We start from the raw sequence: 26,193 nt of genomic DNA, 5'->3' as shown, positions 1-26,193 counted from the left end.
AGGAGGAAACTATTAATGTATACACAAGACGATTTTTATAAGAAATTAATTGAGGAACAAAGAATAGTAAATATTATCCTAATCAACGGAGTTAGAATACCTGGAATCATTATTGGTGTGGATAAATTTTCAGTGCTGATCTCCAGCAATGGAAAACAACAATTCCTATATAAACAAGCGATTTCAACAGTTGCCGTATAAACTACCGTAAGTTTTGATGTTTCATCATTAATATACTCCACTTTAAAATTAAATTTGAATTATATTATTGTATGAAACAATAAAAAAGGAATCCTTATTAAAAGGATTCACCCCAGGAAAATATAGAGAGCTACATAATTAAAAAGAATTAAGTATATTATAATATAAAAACAAACAAAACATATTGAGAAACAAATAATTAGATTGAATATTCTAAGTATTAAGCGTAAAATGAGTATGAGTCGAATAGCAACTAATCTCTAACCCTTGTATGAAAAAGAAATCGAGTATCATGATCTCTTTTTCATACGTAATTTTAGCCTGTGCATACAGGCTCTTTTTATTTGATAGAAAAGAAAAATGTTTGCTATACTAAATGCGCACAAATATATGCAAAATCACAAATGAAAGAAGGGCAGCCTGGCTTATCTGCCCTTCTTTCATTTTTATTAACATAATCTTCTATTTAGCTTAAATTTTTATAAACCTAGTACACTGACAATCTGGCATGCCTTTAAATTCTCAATATGATAGTACATCTCTAATCCCCTTCTTTCTGAACGCAGGATCTTCCCACGCATTTTAGATAGATGCTGTGAAACAGTAGATTGAGGTACCTCTAATAGCTCTGTTAACTGTGTTACATTACAAACTTTGCCATGTTCTAGTTCTTTCACGATTTGTAATCTAACTGGATGAGCCATAATCTTTAATAATTCTACATCCGCTTCTGGAATTTTGCATATTTCATTACTTACTTGTATTGTTGTCATTTTTTATTTCTCCTTTTTCATTTCTTTTTTGTTTTTATAATCAATTTATGAATATTTTTAGTTTGTCTAAGTATATATTTCACAATTACTTTGTTGCTCGCTCTTTTGTCTCTCTATCAGGTTTAATACATAGAAGGATTATTATGGCTAAAAATCCAACAAAAGATAGCATAGGAATCGAGATGAAGCCAAACAAATTCAAGTAATCTTCCGTACAAGAAACGCCTACTGAACACATCTTCAATTCACTTGTAGGAAAAGCCTGAATCGTGATTTGATAAACGGCTACTAATAGGCCAATACATGCAAATGGAAATGCATATGTACTTACGTATGGATCTTTTCTATAGATACCTATACCTAATATTAATACTAATGGATACATGGCCATCCTTTGATACCAGCACAAATCACATGGAGGCAGCTTCATCCATTCACTAAAAACCAAACTTATGACCGTTGCACTAGTAGCTATCATCCAAGCAATTTCAATTTGATACTTTCGAATGATTGACATCCTATATTCCCCTCACCTGTCTTATTTAGAATGTAAAACGTTTGTTAATATATGACTAGTTTATTTCCGTATTTGGAGTACCCTGTTTCAATAGAAATTATCCAATCGTTGATATCTTCCCAATCATAACCCTTCTCTTTTAATTCTAAAGGGAAAAGATTCTCAAAATCATCACGCATTACATACATGGTTTCTAGTGCTTTTTCTAACGGACCAAATCTATATACAATATGTGTATGTACTCTTTTGTTTTTCTTTTTTGCTACCGCTAAATATACATACCGTCTTTCTTTCGCTAAAACAAACTTCAAAAATCCAGGTACTTGACTCACCTTTTGCGCTCCTTTTCGGTTTTCCATACCCTTATTAAAAAGAAAAAGGTATGGAAACTATTAAATCTCACTTTACTAATTTAATAAATGTCCCGTTTTTTTGATTTGAAAATAAAAGAAGACGCTCATCATTACAATATTTATTACACCAGCTGCAGCACCAATTTTGAAGATAACATACACACATTCATTACTACTAAAAGGTAATAAACTCGCGAAAATAAATAAAATTGAAATGATAAAGGATAAGAGCATGTTTCTTTTGTTTTCATTCATTCAAAAAACCTCCATTTTGTACGAATATTTATATTGCAATAGATTAGGGTGCTAGGCCGTATCATTACGGTTATAATGATGTTTCTCTTCATCCACATACCCTTTAAGTTTCTGAAATGTCAACAATACCTTTCCCTTCTGCGTGCTTTTGTATTCCTTTGTGTAGGATTCCGTCCGACTTTGAATCATTTATTTGTGTCGAACTGCTGCATACAGTCATGTCAAAAAGTAAGGTGTAATCCAGATAACCTTATTCCAAGACTTCTTAATGTATTATCCTACTAATTCTAGCTTGTAAAGCACACTATCACCCTAAATACCATAATAACCATAAGACAAAATGTAAGAATGATAGACCCAGAAAAACACATAATTGCACTTTAGCGTGAAGTGATTTTCCCCATGATGAAATGCGCCATAAAGCCAATAGATAAATATAGGGATAAAGAACTACGAACCTGTTTCGAAAAATACAGCTAAATAAATTATAAATAATATAAGTTGTTGATGTTTTCATTAATTACTCCTTTAAAAGCTTATCTTTATAGGGATATTTGCTGGATTCATTTCCTTATAAGCACACCATAGACAAAATGGAACCCACTTTTTTAGATGTTCTTTAAACGTAACCCTAAATGATTGCTTTTTACATTTGGCGCATGTTGGTATCTCACATCCCTTATTCTGCTTCTCCACATTCCCAAAAGATACATTGATTGTTGATATGTTACTTATAAACAATTCCCGTTCCCGCTCTTTTTTCAGAAACTTATATAAAACAAAAAAGGACACACCGATGGCATATGTATGCGTAGGTGTGTCCTTTTGCAAGATAGATTTAGAAGTATTTTGATACTTTCATCATATCATAAATCTTATTAATTTTATATACAAAATTAATAATTATAAAACAGTTGTAGGTGAGGATGGTTTGATACTTACATTCATATAATCCAATTGATCACCTGCTACTAAAATAATACCTTTTTACCCAGTATTTCTTTCACTATGCTAAAAAAATTAACATGTTGAGGATTAGCAGAAAAGCTATTATGCATAGCGCATACTGATAACTTATACCGATCATCAATATCATATTGTTTAACAAAATATGGGGTTTTTTTATTATATTTTATTATTTCAATTTGTTTAAAATCCTGTTTTTTAACTAAAAAGGAATTCAGAGGAATTGTTAATCCTTCTCCTAAAGCTTTTACATAACTTTCCTTTATAGTCCAAAGATCATAAAAATAATCTAGTTGTCTTAGTGGATCTATAGAAAGCAAATCATTATATTCTACTTCTGCAAAGAAGCTTTTTGCTATATCGAATTCAATTGGCTTTATCAATTCAACATCTATACCAATTGAAAATTTATCTACAGCACAAACAACCCAATCACCCGAATGAGAAACATTAAATTCGAAATTAGAAAAATTATGTAAATACGGCTTTCCGTAAAGATTATTTTTGAATTCAATTTCTTCATTTGAAATACTATATTTTCGTATAATCAAACTTCTAACAAGAAGGTCCGCGATAAGCCCCCTATAACTATCTTCTTTCCTGTGAAAGTTTTCAATCTTTTTTCGCTTTTCATTAGAAACATAACCTAGTAATTGTTTAAATAATCTAGTTTCTATTTTATTAGGAATTCTTACAATATATACTTCTATCATTTAAATTCCACCACCTTTATAAACCTTTTAAGTTTCTTTAATAGATGTGCGGGTACCAACGTGTAAAACTACGAAAAAAATTGGAGAAGAAACAAGAGAAGTCATTCCCTTTTTGGTGTTTTTCTGATAATTCCCCTTTGAACTCCCCCTACTTTCACTTCGTTTAGAAGTGGGGGATTCCTAAGTAAAGAGTTCTATCGAACTCTAATTGATTAGGCTAACCCCGCAGTCCTTGCGGTTAGAAGCTTTATTGCTTCATTCTTTATATTGATACTTGCGTTAATATCCCTATCATGGTGTGTACGACAAGAAGGACAGTCCCATTTACGTAGGTTTAGATTTTTAACGTCTTTGTTTTGATATCCACAACAAGAACATAATTGGCTGGAAGCAAATGTTTTCGATACGATAATGACTTGTTTGCCATACCATCTTGCTTTATATTCCAACATGGTTCGAAACTGTGACCAAGATACTTCACTAATTGCTTTTGCTAACTTACGATTTTTTAACATATTCGATACTTGCAAATCCTCTATACCGATAACATCGTGGTTTTTGATGATTTCAGTTGAGATTTTGTCCAAGTAATCTTTTCTAGCATTTGATATGTATTCATGAATTCTAGCTACTTTGACTCGTTGTTTATTCCAACGAGAAGATCCTTTCATTCTTCTAGAAAGGACACGCTGTGCTTTCGCCAACTTATCTTCTAATGATTAGAAAAAATTCGGATTTTCATAGGATGTTTCATCTGACAAAATGGCGAAATCTTTTAGCCCTACATCTACCCCAATGTAAGAATGTGTTTTCGGAAGTTCTTGTACTTCTGTTTCAACTAATAGTGACACAAAATATCTACCAGAAGGGTTCCGTCTAACTGTAGCATTTATAATACGTCCCGTTATTTCACGACTTTTGGCAAATCGAACAAGACCTAGTTTTGACAATTTTATTTTGTTTCCTACAACGGCAATGTTTTCATTTGTTTGTTTTGTGATATAAGATTGTACGTTATTCTTCTTGGATTTGAAACGCGGGGCACTATTTTGTTTTTTGAAAAATCGTGTATACGCATCCGCAAGGTTGCGAACGGTCGACTGAATCGCAATACTATCCACTTCTTTGAGCCAAACAAACTCTTTCTTCATGGCAGGAAGTTTGGCAGAGCATGTACTATATGTTAAACCTTTTCCAGTTTCTTTATATGCGTGATCCCATAGGGATAGGAAATGATTGAATACAAAGCGAGAACAACCTATCGTTTTATTAATTAGAATTGCTTGTGTTTGATTTGGATAAATACGAAACTTAAAGGCTTTATTAATTATCATTTCATTCACCTCCATTTCGGCATATAACTATTATACACCAAACGTACATTCGATATATAATGAAGTAACATTTTCTGTATGTCGAACAATTAAGATGGCTTCCTGCCATCCCTTGTTTGAAGCCAATTCTCTCCCACCTACTGACCCTTCACGCTCCTTGAGGAAGGAGTCTTCTTGGCTAAAATGTTAAAAAACATAGAAATATTAAAGTCTCATTTATAATATTTTACTTTGAAAATCGGATGAACTTAATGTTTTATTTATTATTTTAACAACTTCTTCTGTAAAATCATTAATAAAAAAGTGCCCTCCCTGATATCCATAAAAGTGGCATTGTTTACTAGTATAATCAGCCCACTCTATCAATCTTTGATTATCTACTAGCTTATCATCGTAACCGTATAGAATAGAAATATTAAATGTAAAAGGACTTATTTTTCCTTTAAGCTCATAAGTTTCAACTAGTTTAAAGTCTGCTCTAATGATTGGGAGAAACATATCTAATATTTCATCATATGATTGTAATTCTAATGGAATTCCCCCTAAGTCTACTATGTATTTCTTTAGTTCTTGATCTGGTAAAGTGTAACGCTTTTGCTGATCTATAGTATGAACAGGTAGTCGCCCTGAGAAAAATGCATGTATTGGACTTATTCCTTTGACATCATGGATTTTCTGAATCATTTCATATACTAATAAAGCTCCCAAACTATGGCCAAACATCGCAAATGGAGAACCATCTAAATTAGGTTTCATCAAATCGTAAATATCTAATACTACTTCTTCCATACTTGTATATACGGGCTCCTTTAAACGTTTCCCTCTTCCAGCTAATTCAATAGGGATAATCTCGATACCCTTGTTTAAATAATCCTTCCAATTGTAGTAAGCTGACGAAGATCCACCTGCATGATGAAAACAAAAAAGCTTAATTTTTGAAACCATATGTCATTCTCCTATTATCATTTATCTTTAAATATATTAGATTTATCAACATTAATTCATTTGAAAATTTTATACCTGAAATAGGCATGTACATAACTTAAAATTGCTTATAAGCCCGCTTTTTAATTTTATCGATTTTTTGGTTAATTTCATAAATTTTTGCTAAAAGCTCCTCTTGCTCTTCTTCATTTACAGGACTATCTGCCAAGTAATTCTGCCTCTTGATTTCCAAATAGAAAAGTTCATTCTGCATTTCTACTGTTAATTTTAATTCTCTATTTTTTTTCTCCTGCTCATAATCAGAATAAGAGCCTTCAAATACTCTTTTGTTTGTGCTTCCTAAATCTAGTATTCTATCTGCAATTTTTCTCAAAAAATATTTGTCATGTGAAACAGCAATTATCGTACCTGGAAATTCTTGAAGCGCCTCTTCAATCGTCTCTCTCGTCTCAATATCTAAATAATTATTCGGTTCATCGAGAATGAGTAAGTCGGCGCCGGAGAAATATAATTTTACAAAGGCGACCCTACATTTTTCACCCATGCTTAAATGAGATATTTTTTTGAGCACATTATCTCTTTTAAAAAGAAAACAGCCGAGAATAGTCCTTGCCTCTGTCTGAGTTAAATTAGGGATTTTCATAATATGATCCAATATTGTATCACTTCCGTCCAGATCACTAAGCTCTTGTGAAAAATAACCAACCTTACATCTAGGATGAAGCTGTACCATTCCTTCTTCCGGCTGCTTCCGTCCTAAAATAAGCTGAAGTAGAGTAGTTTTCCCGGAACCATTTGGCCCAATTACAGCCAATCTCTCGGAGCGTTTCACATCTAAGTTAAAATCCTTAAAAAGAGTAATACCATCATATCCAAATGTCATTTGACGTATTTGCAAAAGACGTGAGGCTCCAAAAGCTGTTTCATGAAAATCAAGCTTCACTCGATCTGCTTCTTTGTACTTTTCTATTTTATTTTTCTCAAGGCGATCTAATGCTTTTTCAAGCGCCTTAAATCGTGAGGCGCTTTTCGTTGCCCTCGATGAGAAATTGTTTTTTTGCGCAGCAGAATCATCTTTTCCAGATGATTTTTGGGCTTGCTGGAACCATTGCTTATAACGGCTAATTGACTCTAATAACTCTTTCTTTTTTTGTTCCTGTTTGGCGTAAAGTTTCTGATGAGTTAATATTTCGTGATCCTTCTGTTTTTTATATGCTGAATAACCGCCTTTATACTTTTTTGTTCCTTCTGCTGTCAACTCATACGTTACATCAGCCACCTGATCAATAAAATGTCTGTCATGAGAAACGAACAATACGGTTGTATCACTGGCTTTAATCCAATTCGTAAGCCATTCAATTGCATCTTTGTCCAAATGATTGGTTGGTTCATCTAAAATTAAAAATTTTGGATTTTTGAGCATCGTCCTAGCTAATTGCGCCCTAGTTTTTTCTCCACCACTTAATTGACTATAAGGCATGTACCAGCTTGCTGGAGGCAACTGTAATTGACTAAGGTGCTTTTCAATTTCCGTTTGAAATTGAAAACCATCCATTGCCATAAAACGCTCATAAAATGTATTATATTCCTCCATCAAGCCTTCCAGCTCTTCTTTTGTTACAATTGACATCTTTTTTTGAAGCTCATCAATCTTCTTTTGATAAGTTGCCAGCTCAGGACGAACCAAACTAACATATTCATAAAGAGTCACATCCGCTAGTTCCTCCATCTGTTCAACCCATCCCCAAGCGTCTGCAGGATACCTTCTCATAATTTTTCCCTTTTCTAATTGCACCTTACCAAATAGTGCTTTAAGCAATGTCGTTTTACCAACACCATTACTGCCAATAATGGCTACTCTCTGCTTTTCTTCTATATCTAAATGAACGTTTTCAAAAATCACTTTTTCATTTCTAGTAGCTTTACACCCTTCTGCTTTTAACATAAGCATTTTATCGTTCCCCCTTAAAACAATCCCCCCACCTTTCATAAGAAAAGTGAGGGTAATACCTATTCTATTAAATGTTTTTTATATGCATTTCTAAAAAATATCCTTTTTCTCTCATCATTGAAAATAGTTTCTTTATATAACCAACTGAAGGCTCTGGCCATTCAAAACCGCATTGTTTTAAATAGTGAACTGTTACATCACATTTGCTTTTTACTACGGCACGATACGCCTCATTCTCCTTCACAATATAATAAGTAAAGCCTAAAATCTTTTGATAGTTTTTTTCATTAGCATAGGATTCTACTAGCAATTCATACTCATGATCTGGCACCTGATTTATTTCAATGCCTCCTAAATCAAACATTTTCTGTATATTAATTTTATACGGATTATAAATGTGAAAAACAGGTTTATTGCTATAGGAGGAGGCAAGTTTTAAAATCGCTTCACTACATAAATCCACTGGTGAAACATCTAATGACTGACCAACAATTTCCTCTGAAACAGCGCCTAGATGATAGATAGTTTCAAGTGTATTTGCGAATGCATTCTTCCTCAAGTTCAATTGTACGCATCCATCCACATGTCGCCCTGTAATCAACCCTATGCGATAAATAGTTGCATTCACCTCTTTACGAGCAACGGCCTGTATGACTTCATGTTCAGCTAAAAATTTACTTTTCACATAAACATTGTCATCTATCTCCTGCTTAATGAAAAAGTCTTCTTCAGTAAAAACTCTTTCCTCTTCACCTTTTGCGACATGACCTGCTACACTCATAGTCGAAATATAATGAAGTTTTTTATTGTCGCCTGCAAATTCCAATATTCTTTTTGTGCCATTTATATTGAACTCTTTGAATTCGTTAAACTGTCCAAAGTGGTCCGTTTTAGCCGCGGCATGAAAAATATGCTCTGTCCGTTTTTTAATATCTTCGTATATATCATAGGTTAAGCCGAATCGTTCTTTTGTTAAATCTCCGGCAACAATACTTAATCTGTCTGATGCTTGTTCTATTAAGTCAACACCATTCGGAAAATATTGTAAAAATACTTGTTTGAGCCACTCTTCTGCTGTATATTGCTTGTTTCCCCTTACTAAGCAGAAAATATGACCCTGTGTTGTACGTAGTAACCTTTCCAGCAAATGAATGCCTAAAAATCCTGTTGCCCCGGTCAAAAATACGCCACTTTTGCTATGCAACCTTTTATCATCAATCAAACAAAGCTCTGCTGGACGGATATATACACTATCATCGATTTGGTTTTCTTCTCTTTCCGTTTGATCACAGATAGCAGCTATCGTTTTTCCGTCAAAAAAGTCTTGAATCGATATATCCCAGTCCTTATCCATCGTTAAGGCAAGAATCTTTAAAATATTGATAGAATTTCCGCCAAGTTCAAAGAAATCATCATGAATCCCTATAGAAGTAGAAGGTATATTTAGGACTTCCCCCCAGATCTCTCTCATTTCGGTTTCAAGTTTCGTTCTAGGCTCTATTTGCTGCTCTACATCATTTTTTGCTTGTATCGGTTTTGGCAGTGCTATTTTATCTATCTTTCCGTTTTCAGTTAAAGGGAAGTGATCAAGCTTTATAAATTGTGAAGGAACCATATAATCTGGAAGCCTTTCTGAAAGCTGGCTTTTTATTTCGTCAACGAAAAATGGCTGATCACATATAATGTAAGCAATTAATCTTGCAGCTGTAGTACCCATATTATTTTGTAAAAGATAGACGTCCTTTATGCCGGGCAACATTTTTATAGCATGGATAATTTCCTGCAATTCGACTCGATATCCGCGTATGTTGATTTGCTCATCCGCTCTTCCAATGTATTCAATTGTTCCATTTGATGTCCATCGCCCATAATCTCCTGTTCTATATAAACGTTCTTTTGAAACCGGATGATGTATAAAACGTTCTTTCGTCTCTTCAAGACGATTCCAGTATCCTCTTGCTAGGCCAGCTCCTGCAAGGCAAATTTCTCCCGTTACTCCTATTGGTTGCTCTTGAAATTGATCATTGACAATGTATACCCGGCAATTATCAATTGGCATTCCAATAGTTATGTTAGAATCGCTTTCAATTACACTACTTGTGGAAACGACTGTATTTTCTGTTGGTCCATAATTATTGACAAGTTTATAAGAATGGGATTTACAGGTTTTCAACGCTTCACCGCCAGTTAAGAGGATGCGAAGTGAGCTGTTTGTCAAATGAGAAAATTGTTCGTAATAGGCCGTAGGCATAAATGCAATCGTAACTTGGTGACGTTCAATAAAATCATTTAGCTGATATATGTCCTGCCGTACATGAGCATCGACGATGTATAGAGATGCCCCATAAGACAAACTAGGGAATATCTCCCATACAGAGGCATCAAATCCAAAACCAGCAAATTTCAAACAACGATCGGCCTCTGTTAATTGGAATCTCCTTTGATGCCACTGAACCAAATTCATTAATGAACGATGCTCAATCATGACACCTTTTGGATTTCCTGTAGAGCCGGAAGTGTAAATCATATAAGCTACATCATGCCCTTGTACTGTTATAGAATTGGACAATCCATTTTTCTCAAAATGATGGACATCCAAAAAGACCACTTCCTGTTCAAACCCTGTTAGCAACCTCTTATACTCAGATTCAGTCAGCAAGAAGGTGACTTCACTGTCTTTCAAGATATAGTCAATCCGTTTTTTAGGATATGCTGGGTCTATAGGTACATAAACTGCTCCAGCCTGTAAAATACCGAAAATTCCTGCAAGCATATTGAATGATGGATTTGTCATAATTCCAATCATCTCACCTTTTTTGATCCCTTGCTGCACAAGCCAATCAGCAATTGCATTAGCCTTTTCGTTTAATTCCTTATAGGTTAAAATTTTATCTTGATGCACCGCTGCTACGCTATCAGGGTGATGTTCAGTCCATAATTTCATCATGGTGCACACCGTCTGATCAACCGACAATGGATAAGCAGTATCATTTACACGCTCAATTAATTGTTTTTCTTCATCTAAACGAAAATCAATTTCATATAAGTACTGCTCCGTTCCCGTCAGATATTGCTTAACGAGCTCCACGTAGTGTCTAGCCATCCTATCAATATTCTCTACACGGAATAGGTTTGTACTGTATTCAATACTGATTTGAAATTCGTCGTTTAACTGAGTGACCTCAAATGTCAAATCAAATTTCGCTGTCTTTTGATCTGTTTGAAGTGGTGTCCATAAAGAAACTTCCTCTTCTGTATGAAACGAAAAGACTGTGTCAAATAATAAATTCCGATTTAGATTTCTTTTAATCTGTTTACGTTCAATGAATTCATCGAGCGGATAATCAGCATATTTCATCATGCTATATACCTGATTTTTCACCTGCTCCAAAAAGCTAGCTATCGACATCTGTGGTGTTGTAACTGTTCTAATGGGCAGTGTATTCATTAATAGACCTATTGTATTTTCTAGGCCCATTTGACCTCTCCCTGAAACCGGGGTTCCTGTTAGAATGTCATTCTGACCTGAATATCGATGAAGAAGTATCTGATACAATCCCAGGAACAAAACATAAGGTGTCATTTCCTGCTCTTGCAGCTTCTCTAGAAGACCACGTCCCACTTCTCGATCAACTGAAATCGATATATAATCTCCTTCAAACTGTTGAACCTTTGGCCTGCTAAAATCAGTCGGTAGATTCAACACAGGTAGCTGACCATCCAGAATAGATTCCCAATAATTATTCGAATGGCTGTAATCTTGTTTTTGCTTCCATACTGCATAGTCCTTATACTGCACCTGTACAACAGGAAGTTCAGCTTTTTCATCAGCATACAGTGAGGAGAATTCATTTAGTAATATATCTATTGATACACCATCGCAAATTATGTGATGCATATCTAAAAACAGCAAATGCTCTCCATTGTCTACCTTCGCTATTTTTACTCTCATGAGAGGTGCTTTTTTCAAATTAAAAGGCTTAGTCCACGCAGAAATCCGTGAAGGCAACTCATCTGCTTTCAGTACTTCTTCTTCTATATCTAAATCAGAGTTAGCATGAACTACCTGTACTGCTTCGCCATTTTTCACCTGGAAAGAGGTTCGTAAACTTTCATGACGTTCTATTATTCTTTTAATCACTTTTTCTGTCTTTTGTTTTTCCAGCTTAAATGGCACTGTTAGAACAATAGGCATATTATAGGTTGTTTCAGCACCTATTAAATGACTAACTGCATAAATGCGTTTTTGTGCAGAGGTCATCGGGTACTCTTCGGCCTCTTTAGCCACTGATATGATTTCTCTTTTTGCTTGGCCCGTTTTGTCAATTTTATTAGCAAGCTCTTTTAAGAGGGGATATTCAAAAATATCCTGTAAAGAAATTGTTGTAAATAGTTGCTTTCTGATTTTGTTCATCAAATCTATAGCTTTTAAGGAATGTCCACCAGCTTTAATGAAGTGGCTATTTCTCCTAATTAGACTTGTATCCAGTACCTCCTGCCAAATGGAAACGAGCGTCTTTTCAGTCTCTGTGCAAGGCGGTACATATGCTTCCTCTGTTTCTTTTTCAGGTATTGGAAGCAGCTGTTCATTTACTTTTCCGTTTGGCGTTAAAGGCAACTTATCTATTGTCATGAAATGCATAGGAATCATATATTCTGGTAGAGTTTGGGCCAGCTTTCGTCTTATTTTCTCCGGTTCACTCTCTTTCTTCCACACGATATACGCACATAGATTTACTTGTCCTTCCTCATCATGATGAGCCATCACATAGCCATTCTCGATCTCATCCAACTCCACCAACTTCGCTGTAATTTCACCCGGCTCAATCCTCATACCCCGGATTTTGACCTGTTTGTCCAGTCTGCCAAGATATTCGATTGTCTGATCGCAGTGCCATTTGACAAGGTCACCTGTTTTATAGAGGCGCTCGTTTTGTTCGAACGGATCGGGTACAAAAGCACGATCCGTCTGATCTGGCCGGTTCAAATAGCCCCTTGCAATACCTGCACCACCAATATACAGTTCACCAGGAATGCCTGATGGTACGGGATTTCCATCTTCATCAAGAACATAGACTTTTGTATTGTCAATGGGCGCTCCCAATTTAATTACCCCTCTGTCCGGTGGACAGGACCATACAAGTGTATCTACCGTAGCTTCGGTTGGACCATAATGATTGTATAAATGGTACCCTTGCGATGTAATTTGGTTAGCCAATTGAGGATCCAACTTTTCTCCACCACAGATGACCACTTCTAAATTCTTAGCTTTTTTCGTTTGTCCAGCTAAAAGTGCACGTAAGGTTGCCGGAACGAATTGTGCAATGCGGACTTTGTGCTCATTCAAGAAATCGATTAGCGTTTCCTTTTGGAACACTACTTGTTCTTCCGCAATAACGATAACAGCTCCCGACATGAGCGGAATCAACGTTTCCTCCACACTAACATCAAAGGCAGAATTGGTCATATGGAGAATGGCATCTCCAGGGGCCACATGATACGTCCTTTCAAACCATTGCCATAAATTCAGTACACTGTGCTGTTCAATTAAGACGCCTTTTGGCTCCCCAGTTGATCCAGAGGTATAAATCATATAGGCTAGATGATGCCCTTCTGCCACTGAAGGTGGATTCGTTGTACGCTCTCCTTCCATCCCCTCATCCAAATAAATCACTTTGCCTGAGTATGAATCTGTTCTTTCTTTCAGCACCGACTGTGTAAGCAAAAGAGAGACAGCGCTGTCTTTCAGCATGTACTCAATACGGCTATCTGGATATTGAGGGTCAATTGGCACATAAGCTCCCCCCGCCTTTAAAATTCCCAGCATCCCGATGAGTAGATCAAATGATGGGCGAACCATGATGCCTACCAACATATCCGTTCCAACACCTTGTTGTATGAGGGCATGTGCTAGCTGATTGGCACGGCTGTTCAATTCTCCGTAGGAGAGGGATCTTCCTCTAAAAACAGCCGCTGTTTCCTCAGGACGCACCTCAGCCTGCTTTTCAAATTGAGCCGAGATAGATTGGTAGGAAGGCATCGGTACAAAAGTATCATTCATGCTGGCCAATAGCGCTTGTTCCTCCTGGGAAAGCAACCCGATTTCGCCAATCAATTGATGTGGATCGGCCAACACCGTCTGGATAAGATATTCAAAATTTTGGGCCATCTGTTCAATAGTCTCTTTTCTGAATAAACTTGTACTATATTCAAAATAGATGTCTAAATGGGAACTGTGTTCAAACACATCCAATGATAGATCAAATTGTACATTGGGATTGAAAACGTTTTGTATCTCCCATTGTGCAGCAATTTCTTCCTGCTCATGATGAAACGAAAACATGGTTTGAATAAGAGGAGTACCATTTGTCTTCCGTGTCATACTAGTTCGATTCATAATCCATTCTACAGGATCCATATCACATTCGAAGGCTGCAAAACAATGCTCCTGTACTTTCGAGAAAAATTCATTTACTGGCTGTGCAGACTGTAAATGAGTCCTAATAGGTAATGTTTTGACAAACATTCCAACAGTTTTATCAAAAATCGCATGATTTCTCCCAGCAGAAGGAGTACCGACTACTAAATCTTTCTGCCCTGTATATTTAGAGAGCAAAAGCTGATACATTCCCAATAATAGTGAAAAGAGAGTTTGATTCTGTTGCAGAGCATACTTTTTCAATTGATTTGTTATTTCCTGATTAAGCGTTCTGATATAAAAGCCACCCTCTGGCTGTGTTCCACTCGCCTGCTTCTCATCAAAAGGCAATGTCAAAACTGGAATATCATCCTTAAACTGCTGCTCCCAATAGGAAACATCCGCATCCATCTCATGCTGCTTTTCCCAAACAGCATAATCCTTATATTGGAGCGCAAGAGGAGGCAGTGGCTGATTGTGTTTATACAATTCAATAAATTCCCGTATAAAAATCTCAATTGATTGACCATCTGATATGATGTGATGCATATCAATAAACAGCAGATAATCTCCTTGATACTCAAAAACTCCCGCTCTTAACAGTGGAGCCTGATGAAGGTCGAATGGTTTTACCAATTTAGACATAAGTTTGTCTAGCCCGCCTTCACATACTTTTTCTCTCATCACTTCTACATTGGCAGAAGAGTGGATTCGCTGTACCAGCTCATCCCCAACCATATCAAAGGAAGTTCTTAGACTTTCGTGGCGCTCAACAAGCATATTAAGTGTGTTCTGAACACGCTCAATGTGTAAAGTATGAGGAGCCTTTAAAAGGAATGGCATATTATAGCTCTGCTCCCCGCCCGGTAAGTGACTGACTGCATATATCCGTTGTTGATTGGCAGAAGCTGGATAATGGTCCTGAGGTGGAGCTGGGAGAATACCAAGCACTTCTCTATTTTTTTCCTGTTCAATCATTATTGCCATTTCCTCTAAATAAGGATGTTCAAAAATCTTTTTAATCGACAATTTAACCGATAACTCTCTCTCAATGGCCGCTATCAGAGAAACCGCTTTGAGTGAATGACCTCCCACTTCAAAGAAATGGGTACTAATACTAACAGGAGTTACCCCTAGAATCTGCTCCCACAATTCTGCTAGTTTTTTTTCTACGGTTGTTCTAGGTGCAATATATTCCTCCTCTTGATCTAACATAAGTTCAGGAGCTGGCAGTTCTTTTTCATTAGTTTTTCCGTTCGGCGTGATTGGAAGGTCGTTTAATGGAATGAAAAAGGAAGGCAGCATGTAATCAGGTAGCCGTTTAGCCAAAGCGTCCCTTATCTCCTTTGATTCTTTCTTGGTATCAGACACATAATAAGCACATAAATATGTTTCATCTCGCTCGCTTTTTCTTTCCATAACATACGATTTTTTTATGTTGGGGACGAGTAATAATTCGGCCGCTACTTCTTCTGGTTCAATACGGAAACCTCGGATTTTCACCTGACGATCAATTCGCCCCATAAATTCAATAGCTCCATCAGGAAGCCACCTTACCAAATCACCAGTTTTATACATTCTCTCCTGTTCTTTAAACGGATGTGTGACAAACTTCTCGTCGGTTAAATCAGGCCGATTCAGATATCCTTTGGCAAGAGCTTTTCCAGCTATGCATAGTTCACCAGGCAGGCCGATTGCTTGAAGTTGCCCATATTCGTTTAAAATTATGAGCTCTGTATCATTCAGCGGCTTTCCAATTGGAATAGTCCCTAATCTTTTATCAATAGATTGAATCTGATAAAAAGCGGCAAAAACAGTGCTTTCCGTCGGCCCATACACATGAATGAATTTGTTAGATCCAGATTCCTTTAAGGCTTGCTCGACAAAAGAAACCGTTACCTTTTCACCGCCGAACAAAACGGTATGAAGTCCATTAAAAGCGGCTGGATTTTCAGCAATGATTGCATTGAATAAAGCAGTAGTTAAAAACATGGTCGTAATCTTTTGTTCTACTAAGAATGTAGAAAGTTCTCTTGGCGACAGAATGATGTTTGGGTCAATAAGGATTAATTCTGCTCCGTTCAATAATGCTGCGAAAATGTCAAATACCGAGCCATCAAAAGATGGGTTAGATAATTGTAGAATACGATCCTCATTTGTCACATCTACATAATTCGTATTTACAGCCACTCTCATTACATTTTCATGTTTGGTGAGAATTCCTTTTGGCTTTCCTGTCGATCCTGATGTATAAATGACATAGGCAAGGTCTTGTACAGAGGATATAGAAGGAAGATTTTCACAATAGTCACCGTTATACATGTCATCTATAATCAGTACTTTTCCTGTATATATAATAGAAGGAAATATATCCGCATGCTTTTTTTGATCCGTGATAAGAATGGATATTCTCGAATCTTGAATCATATAATCTATTCGTTCCAGCGGATAATTTGGATCAATTGGGACATATGCTGCTCCTGCTTTTAAAATACCAAGAATGCCTATGATAAATGAGTGAGAGCGTTCCAGCATAACACCTACTAAGTCATTTGCTTGTACTCCAAGTCCTCGAAGCTTTTTAGCAAGCTCGTTAGCGCGACTGTTTAGTGTTTCATATGTAAGCGATTCTCCATTGAATGAAACAGCTGTTTTATTAGGAAACCAAGCTGCCTGCTGTTCAAAGCGTTCATGAAGGGTGAGATTGTCTTCACCCCTATTGTAATTAGACGTTTGAAATGTTTCATTTATAAGTCTTTTTTCTTTTTCATCAATTAGCTCTATTTCACACATCCTCATATCGGGTGCCTCAATAACCTGTTCTAATATACGGCTAAATCGTCTGCTTATATTACGGATTTCATCATTTTCATATACGTTTCGATTAAAATGAAAAATGATGTATTGTTCCTTCGGAGCAATAGTTAAATGAAAATCATAATTTGTTTGCTCAGTATCATGGAATTCTTCTATGCGAAAACCAAAAAGTTCTTCTTCCTCTTCTGTTGAAGCATTATTAGACGGATAATTCTGAAAAACAAGCAAATGACTGAACAGATCTGTCTTAAATTCTGTCATTTTCTGAAGTTCAGCCAGAGAGCAATAGGAATAGCGCTCAGACTCCAAGTTTGATTCTTGTACATTCTGCAGGAGCTGTGCAAAAGACATTTCAGGCTCCATCTTTATTCTGACTGGAATGGTATTGATAAATAATCCCACAGCATGCTCAATGCCTTCTAATTCAGGTGGTCTTCCAGATACAACTGATCCAAATACAACATCTTTCGATTGGTTGTAATGACTGAGCAAAAAAGCCCAAGCTGTCTGACATATAGTATGGACAGTGATTTTATATTGCTTTGATAGCCGCTCAAGACCTTGAAGCAAGTCATCATTTATTTTTTGATAAAACTCCCCTTTTTGAAAGCCTTTTTTTGTTGCCTTCTTGTAGAATCTCGGCATTTCTGTATTTGTCTCAAGTCCTTTTAAATATTCCCTCCAGTAGGCATGAGCCTTATCTTTGTCCTGATTTTCAATCCATTGAATATATTTACTAAAAGAAAATGATTTCTTCTCTCTCACCGGCTCCTGGTGCAATAACGTAGCATATATCTCAAAGAATTCCTCTAAAACCGCTCTAGAGCACCAGCCATCCAAAATAATATGATGATTCGTAAAAACAAGTATATGCTCAAGCTCGCTTAATCTCAGTACCTGTACCCGAAATAGAGGGCCAGTTACCAAATCAAACCCTTCCTTTAAATCAGACGCCAAGAACTGTTCGATAGCTTTCTCTTTATGAATCCCTTGTAAATGAGTATAGTCATGCATTTGGATGAACATCTCTCTATTTTTGAATACAACTTGTCGAGGACGGCTTAGCTTAGAATGAATAAAAACTGTTCGTAACAAATCATGACGCCTTACAAGAATATTTAGGCTATTTTCTGCAATGTCAAAATTAAACGTACCGGAAATTTTCAGAGCCGATTGGACACAGTACGCTTGAAAATCTTGATCTTTATCGCTTAAATGATGAAACAACATACCTTCTTGCATAGGCGATAGCGGGTAAATGTTTTGGAAATTTTGTTTATTTTTCATTTTTCCACTCCTTTTTTAATCATAGAGAGAGAGGATGCCCTCTCTCTACATGTCTTCAAGCAGCTCATAAATACGATCCAGTTCTTCGTCTGTCAATCGTTGATCATCAAAATCACTTAACGTTTTTTCTCCGTCATCTTCCTTCTCTATACAATGATCGACCATTTTTTCAAGTGTTTCCGTATAAGCATTCAAAAGTTGTTCGATTTCATTTCTATCAAACTCACACTCATGATATTCCAAATTGATTTCTAACACGCCATTTATGACTGCAAGATTCAAATCAAGCATGTGCGTTCTTTCATTTTCCAAGCTGCTTGAATTACCTAAGTGCAAAGATCGGCCCTCATTTTCATGCAACTCAAACTGACCCAAATAGTTAAAACTCACTGGAGGAGACGGTCTTTCTTCAATAGTTTGCAGTTCCTTACAATAAAGCAATCCATATCCCATTCCCTTTTGAGGAATACGGCGAAGCAGGTCTTTAACCGATTTTATTGCGGCTCCTAGTTTTTCTTCTCTTCCCGCCTCTAGTACAACTGGAAATACAGACGTAAACCACCCAATCGTTCTCGAAACGTCGACATCTTCCGAAAATGTCTCTCTTCCATGCCCTTCTAAATCAAGTGGTAGTTCTTCTATTCCAAATTGTTCCTTCATAGCCAACGCAAATGCCGCCAACAGAATTTCATTTATTTCTGTGTTATATGCACGATGCGCCTGTTTTAAAAGCAAATCCGTTTTTTCTTTGTTAAGTTGCCGAACAAGCTGTTTACTGTACCATCTCTTTTGATTGATCGATTGACGTACGGCTAAAGAAGAAGGTACTACCAGCCTGTTTTCAACATCTTCCCAATAAGCTTTTTCATTTACTACTTCCTCTTTGGCGTAATCCCACAATTCTGTTGTCCATTCTTTATAAGAAGTCGTTTTCTCAGGTAATTTTATTTTTTCTCCAGAAACAGCTTGTTCGTAAGCTGTTTCTAGATCCTCAAGCAAGATCCCCCAAGAAACACCGTCTATGATGAGATGATGTATAACTATAACAAGGTGGTCCCCTTTACTGGTTTGAAAGATACTTGCTTTGATAAGAGGTCCATTCTCTATATCGAGCTCACCTTGAATACTATCAATATGGTTTTCTGCAAGCTCTCGCCAGTTATTTTTATTTCTAAGGTTCATCACTTCCAATGTATAAAAATCAGCTGTATACGCTTTTCGGTTGATTTGAACCATCTGTTTCGAATCCTGTACAAAAACAGCTCTTAGTACATCATGGTGCTCAATGAGTTTGTCCAACGCCAATTCAACCGCTTCAGGATCAAATCCTTCTGCTTTGTAGAGTGTCTCAGCCTGATTATAGTGGTGCGGATTAACAAAGTTTTTTGAAAAAAACCAATTTTGTATAGGAGAAAGTAGAATTTCCCCAGATATTTGCCGTTGATCAATTTGTTTCTTTAAAGGCTCGATATAGATAGCCACTTCTTGAATTGTTGCATGTGTAAATAAATACTTTGTTTCAAGTTTCAATCGATACTTTCTTAATTGAGAAGAAATTTGAATGGCTTTGATCGAATCTCCTCCATAGTCAAAAAAGCTCCCTTTTACGCTGACACGTTCTATACCAAGCACCTCCTGCCAAATGTCAGTGAGCAACTTTTCAATCTCTGTACAAGGCGGCACATATGCTTCTTCTGTTTCTTTTTCAGGTATTGGCAGCAGCTGTTCATTCACTTTTCCGTTTGGTGTTAAAGGCAACTCATCTATTGTCATGAAATGCACAGGAATCATATATTCTGGTAGAGTTTGCGCCAGCTTTCTTCTTATTTTCTGCGGCTCACTCTCTTTCTTCCACACGATATACGCACATAGATTTACTTGTCCTTCCTCATCATGATGAGCCATCACATAGCCATTCTCGATCTCATCCAACTCCACCAGCTTCGCTGTAATTTCACCCGGCTCAATCCTCATACCTCGGATTTTGATCTGTTTGTCCAGTCTGCCAAGATATTCGATTGTCTGATCTCTATGCCATTTGACAAGGTCACCTGTTTTATAGAGGCGCCCGTTTTGTTCGAATGGATCGGGTACAAAAGCGCGATCCGACTGATCTGGACGGTTCAAATAGCCCCTTGCAATACCTGCACCACCAATATACAGTTCACCAGGAATGCCTGATGGTACAGGATTTCCTTCTTCATCAAGCACATAGACTTTTGTATTGTCAATGGGCGCTCCCAATTTAATTATCCCTCTGTCCGGTGGACAGGACCATACGAGTGTATCGACCGTCGCTTCGGTTGGACCATAATGATTATATAAACGGTACCCTTGCGATGTAATTTGGTTAGCCAAATGAGGATCCAACTTTTCTCCACCACAGATGACTACTTCTAAATTCTTAGCTTTTTTCGTTTGTCCAGCTAAAAGTGCACGTAAGGTTGCCGGAACGAATTGTGCAATGCGGACTTTGTGCTCATTCAAGAAGTCAATTAGCATTTCCTTTTGGAACACCACTTGTTTTTCCGCAATAACGACAACAGCTCCCGACATGAGTGGAATCAACGTTTCCTCCACACTAACATCAAAGGCCGAATTGGTCATATGAAGAATAGCATCTCCAGAAGCCACATGATACGTCCTTTCAAACCATTGCCATAAATTCAGTACACTGTGCTGTTCAATCAAGACGCCTTTTGGCTCCCCAGTTGATCCAGAAGTATAAATCATATAGGCTAGATGATGCCCTTCTGCCACTGAAGGTGGATTCGTTGTACGCTCTCCTTCCATCCCCTCATCCAAATAAATCACTTTGCCTGAGTATGAGTCTGTTCTTTCTTTCAGCACCGACTGTGTAAGCAAAAGAGGGACAGCGCTGTCTTTCAGCATATATTCAATACGGCTATCTGGATATTGAGGGTCAATTGGTACGTAGGCTCCTCCCGCCTTTAAAATTCCCAGCATCCCGATGAGTAGATCAAATGATGGGCGAACCATGATGCCTACCAACGTATCCGTTCCAACACCTTGTTGTATGAGGGCATGTGCTAGCTGATTAGCACGGCTGTTCAATTCTCCGTAGGAGAGGGAGCTTCCTCTAAAGACAGCCGCTGTTTCCTCCGGACGCATCTCAGCCTGCTTTTCAAATTGAGCCGAGATAGATTGGTAGGAAGGCATCGGTACAAAAGTATCATTCATACCAGCCAATAGCTCTTGTTCCTCCTGAGAAAGCAATCCTATTTCACTGATTATTTGATGTGGATTAGCCACCATCGTCTCGATAAGATGTTCAAAATGTTTTGCCAACTGTTCGATAGTTTCTTTTCTGAATAAACTTGTACTATATTCAAACCGGCACCCAAGGCAATCATTAAGAACTGCAGCCTCCAATGTTAAATCAACTTTAGAAGTGTTATAGTCTGTATCGACAATAGACATTTTGACACCTTCAGACAGCTCATAACTCTCTTTGACATCTTGTAGAGCAAATACAGTCTGATAAATAGGATTTCTGCTTGGATCACGATTGAGTTTCAGTTGCTTGGCTAGTTCATCAATAGGGTATTGCTGATGATTCAGCATACCAAGCATATCGCGTTTGACTTCTTGGCAAAATTGAGAAAAACTAACTGTTCTGCCAACTACCTTCCTAATAGGAAGAGTGTTGACAAATAATCCTGTAATCCTTTCTATATTTGAATGAATACGTCCTGATATAGGCGTACCAACGATCAAGTCATCTTGACCCGTGTATTTTGACAACAAGACAAAATATACTGATAAGAGACTCATATAAAGCGTCAAGCCGTGCTTCATAGAATAATCTTTTAGTTTGTTTAATAGATTTATATTCAATTCAAATTCAAATGTTTTTCCATCAAAAGATTGCACATCTGGCCTTGGGAAATCAGCAGGCAAATTGAGCTGTTCTGTATGGTCAACAAGAATGTCTCTCCAAAAATCTCGGTGTGCAGAAAACCGATCTGCTTCTAATTGGCGCTTCTCCCATACAGCGTAATCTTTGTACCCAAGATCCAATTGTGGCAAAGTTTTCCCCTGATATATCAATGCCAATTCTTCCATAAATAATTGGAGAGACATACCATCGAAAATAATGTGATGAAAGTCCAATAATAAAACATGTTTTTGAAGAGATTGTATTTTAATCAACCGTGCCTGCATCAAGGGAGGCTTGTCCAATGAAAACGACTGAGGCGAAGCACAAATAATCTCCTCTATTTCAGATTCATTGTATACATCATAATCCACATGCAAGGAAACGTTTGTATGAACTTTCTGCTTAATGACGCCATCTTCTTTTATAAAAGAGGTTCTAAGCGATTCATGTCGATTGACTAATTTTTGCATTGCATCTATCAACGCACCCGCGTCAAGTGGCCCATCTATTTGGAATACACAAGGTATGTTAAACAGATTAGCGTCTGTAATTAATGATCTTGTGTATACCCCTTCTTGTGCAGCTGTCACAGGATAAGAATCACTCTTCTTAGCAGGTAGCAGCTGTTCAAAATTGCCTATCTTCATTTTTTCTTCAATGACATCTGCCATTGCAAACAAAAGTGTATTAGAAAAAATATCCCCTAGCGTCAGTCGAATCCCGAACTCATTCTCAATCTCATTCAAAAGTTTTAATGCTTGCAATGAATGAAAACCTAGCTGGATAAAATCAGAAGTTGCATGTAAATCGTCTACCTTTAGCGTTTCCTTCCAAACTTCGGCTAATTTCGCCTCAACTGCTTTATGAAACAAACCTGTCTCTTCCTTTTCCTTGAAAAAGACTTCAGGCTCTGGCAGCTCTCTCCGATTGACTTTGTGGTTTTCAGTTAAAGGCAATCGCTCTAATTGAATAAAATATGTCGGGACCATATAGTCCGGCAGCTCTCTAAATAAAAAGGCTTTTATTTGATTTGTAATATCTAATTCATCTGATTCAAAGTAAGCAGCCAATACGGTTTGATGGGAGTTAGGTTTAACAGTCTTTACAACCGCTCTCCTCACCAAAGAGTGCTGGATCATTTTTGCCTCAATCTCTCCAATTTCAATTCGATGCCCTCTAATTTTGACTTGAAAGTCATTGCGCCCAAGAAACTGAATATTTCCATCAGGCAGCATTTTCGCTTGATCTCCTGTCTTATACAGTCTTTCAGAGGGATCATAAGGGTTTAAGATGAATTTTTCCTCTGTCAGCTCTGCATTGTTCAAATAGCCTCTGGCGACGCCTTTTCCACCAATGTACAACTCCCCTATATAATGAGGTGGAAGAAGCTCCATGTTTTCACTAAAAATGTACATTGACATATTTGATAACGGTTTACCGATTGGCGTAATACCCTCATAATCTGCAAATGCCTGCTCAGAACAATAAATGCTCGATTCAATTGTCGCTTCAGTGACACCATACGTGTTAAAAATTCGTATACTCTCACCATAACGTTCTAAGAGACGTTGATAGTCTTCTTTCAAACAAGAATCAGCACCCAGCACAACCAATTCAAGAGAAGTATGCTTAATCCCTTTTTCATACATGTCATCTAAAAGAGGAACAATTAGAGCTGGTGTTGATTCCAGCATTGTAATCTGATGTGTCTCAATCAAATTTTGAATACGTACTAAATCACGCTTTGCTTCTGACGAACAAATGACAAGGGTTCCTTGATTCAATAAAGCTCTTGCCATATCCCCAGCAAAGACATCAAACGAAAAGCTGGCCATCTGTAAGATACAAGGCTTCATTTCTTGAAAACCGTATGCTTCGTTATAGGCTTTCCACATATTTAGATAATTCCGATGTTCAATCATAACACCCTTTGGCGTGCCTGTTGTTCCAGACGTATATATGATATAGCATAAATCTTCAGGCTTCGTCAGGTTTTCAATAGAAGATGTCGGCTGTTGCTGAATTGCTTCATCTTGAAAGTGGATGCATTCAATAGAAGCATCTTGTTCTACTCTATTTACTTGATCCGTCAGCAAAATCATAGAACTACTGTCTTTTAGAATGAATTGGATTCTTTGCTCTGGAAATTCGGCATCGATTGGGACATAAGCTCCACCTGCTTTCATCACCGCTATCGATCCAACGATCATATCTTCTGTACGATCAGTAAGAATAGCAACTGTTTTTTCTCGTGTTATGCCCTTTTTCCGAAGGAGTCGTGCAAGCTGATTTGACCGCTCATCCAGTTCCTTATATGTCAGTGTGCGTTCCTCACAAACAACCGCTATCTTTTCAGGTGTTTTTTTTGCAATTCTTTGAAAAATTTGTTGGAAGTATTCCTCCGGTTCATGACAGACTATTTCCATTTGCTTCCTAAAATATAAGGATTGATCAGTAACTGTTAATAAATCTAAATCTCCAATTTGCTGCTGCGGAGCCGATAATGCTTTAGAAAGCAAAAGCATTATTCTATTAAACATGTCGTGGATCTCTGTCTCTTCAAATAAATCAACTCTATAGTCGATTTCAAATGCAATGTCTTCCTCATTTTTTACAATATGAAAGGCAAGATCGTTGATTTCATAACCGTTATATAAAAAATCAACATTATATCTAATTCCATCTGTCTTAGGGAAATCAACCTCCAAATATTGCAAGGAAGTTGTATACAAATAATCATGCGTGCTGTGCTTTTTTCGCCAATCATTTAAAATACGATTATATGGATATTTTTGATGCCTCATTGTTCTAATCTGCTGCTGATTTAAATTTCTTGCGAATGAAGAAAAAGTGAGAGTTGGATCAACCTCTACGCGAAAAGGAACAGTGCTAACAAGCATGCCAAACAGTTCCTTTTCACGAAGCGTTGTCCGGTTGGAAAACATTGTACCGATTACAATATCCTTTTTCTGACTCTTTTTGGATATATACAAGAAAACGCCTGACAAGAACAAATTAAATAAACTAATATGATTCTTAGTCGAATATTCTTTCAACTTTTCCGCAAGAGATTTCGGAACTGCTTTAGACAGCCGTATTGCTTTCGCACTACTGCAATAATCGTTACTAGGCTTAAGAGATGTTAATTCTGGCCTACTTTGGAAAATCTGTTCCCAATAAAGACGATCCTTTTCATAACGCGGGCTTTTCTCGTATGTCTGCTCCGCTTCAATTTGCTCGATAAACGATGGACTTTTCACCATATCGATGACCGCACCACTTGCTAAATCAGTGTAAATGGAAATAATGGTCTCTATGCAACTCATGACAGACACAGCATCCGAAATAATATGATGAATATTCACATAAAGAAAGCACTGATGCCTGCTTTCTTTAAACACTTTAAAATCAAAAAGATCCTCGTTCTCTAGTGGTAAAGGTTGCTGAAAGTGGGCAAGTGCAGCCTCTTTTACACTTTCAGTGCCTGCATCTTTTAACTCGATAATTTCCATTTCCTTTTCTATATATTCAGCTACATACTGAACTGGTTCGCCTTCTTTTCTAGAAATCATACGTAAACGGATATTGTCTGTTCGTTTTATATACTCATTTATAGCAATAGAAATTAGATTATAACGAAGGGGCTGCTCTGTAGCCAATTGTATAAGAGCCCCGTTGTTTGAAATACTTGTATTAGGATACATTTTTTCAACATACCAAATGCCCAGCTGTCCATTACTTAATGGCAAATAACGACTCATC

At 37.0% G+C, this 26,193-nt stretch carries 10 protein-coding genes and 1 pseudogene; 1 reads left to right on the top strand and 10 read right to left on the bottom strand.

Going from position 1 to position 26,193, the window contains the following annotated elements:
- Positions 1-15 precede the first annotated feature (15 nt).
- Positions 16-201: an RNA chaperone Hfq gene (gene hfq, locus QCI44_RS29410; protein ID WP_016135898.1), complete on the top strand. Its 186-nt coding sequence runs from the start codon at positions 16-18 to the stop codon at positions 199-201.
- Positions 202-680: 479 nt separating this feature from the next.
- Here hfq and QCI44_RS29405 read toward each other — a convergent pair whose 3' ends face one another.
- From QCI44_RS29405 to QCI44_RS29360, 10 genes and pseudogenes are all read right to left on the bottom strand, one after another.
- Positions 681-974, bottom strand: coding sequence for an ArsR/SmtB family transcription factor (locus tag QCI44_RS29405; RefSeq protein WP_353811622.1), 294 nt, complete (start codon positions 972-974; stop codon positions 681-683).
- 85 nt (positions 975-1,059) lie between these two features.
- Entirely contained in the window at positions 1,060-1,491 is a 432-nt protein-coding gene (locus QCI44_RS29400; RefSeq protein WP_088083731.1) for a disulfide bond formation protein B, read from the bottom strand.
- Between the two features lie 44 nt (positions 1,492-1,535).
- Positions 1,536-1,823, bottom strand: coding sequence for a hypothetical protein (locus QCI44_RS29395; RefSeq protein ID WP_088083730.1), 288 nt, complete (start codon positions 1,821-1,823; stop codon positions 1,536-1,538).
- Between the two features lie 75 nt (positions 1,824-1,898).
- Complete coding sequence (locus QCI44_RS29390; protein ID WP_088083729.1) at positions 1,899-2,099, bottom strand: hypothetical protein; 201 nt, start codon at positions 2,097-2,099, stop codon at positions 1,899-1,901.
- A gap of 971 nt (positions 2,100-3,070) precedes the next feature.
- On the bottom strand, positions 3,071-3,778 hold the full coding sequence (locus QCI44_RS29385) for a 4'-phosphopantetheinyl transferase family protein (RefSeq protein ID WP_098986847.1): 708 nt from the start codon (positions 3,776-3,778) through the stop codon (positions 3,071-3,073).
- Between the two features lie 212 nt (positions 3,779-3,990).
- Positions 3,991-5,112: pseudogene (gene tnpB, locus QCI44_RS29380) on the bottom strand (IS200/IS605 family element RNA-guided endonuclease TnpB).
- Between the two features lie 216 nt (positions 5,113-5,328).
- Positions 5,329-6,057: a thioesterase II family protein gene (locus QCI44_RS29375; protein ID WP_088083726.1), complete on the bottom strand. Its 729-nt coding sequence runs from the start codon at positions 6,055-6,057 to the stop codon at positions 5,329-5,331.
- 97 nt (positions 6,058-6,154) lie between these two features.
- Positions 6,155-8,008, bottom strand: coding sequence for a ribosomal protection-like ABC-F family protein (abc-f, locus tag QCI44_RS29370; RefSeq protein WP_176553826.1), 1,854 nt, complete (start codon positions 8,006-8,008; stop codon positions 6,155-6,157).
- Between the two features lie 67 nt (positions 8,009-8,075).
- The gene (locus tag QCI44_RS29365) at positions 8,076-18,530 is read right to left on the bottom strand and encodes an amino acid adenylation domain-containing protein (protein ID WP_353811621.1); all 10,455 of its coding nucleotides are present in this window, start codon (positions 18,528-18,530) and stop codon (positions 8,076-8,078) included.
- A 45-nt stretch (positions 18,531-18,575) separates the two neighbouring features.
- On the bottom strand, positions 18,576-26,192 hold the full coding sequence (locus tag QCI44_RS29360; protein WP_353811620.1) for an amino acid adenylation domain-containing protein: 7,617 nt from the start codon (positions 26,190-26,192) through the stop codon (positions 18,576-18,578).
- Position 26,193 lies beyond the last annotated feature (1 nt).

Source organism: Bacillus cereus group sp. RP37 (assembly GCF_040459695.1).
Taxonomy (GTDB): Bacteria; Bacillota; Bacilli; order Bacillales; family Bacillaceae_G; genus Bacillus_A.
Note: the sequence above shows the minus strand (reverse complement) of the source record. Positions and strands in the feature narration are given on the sequence as shown.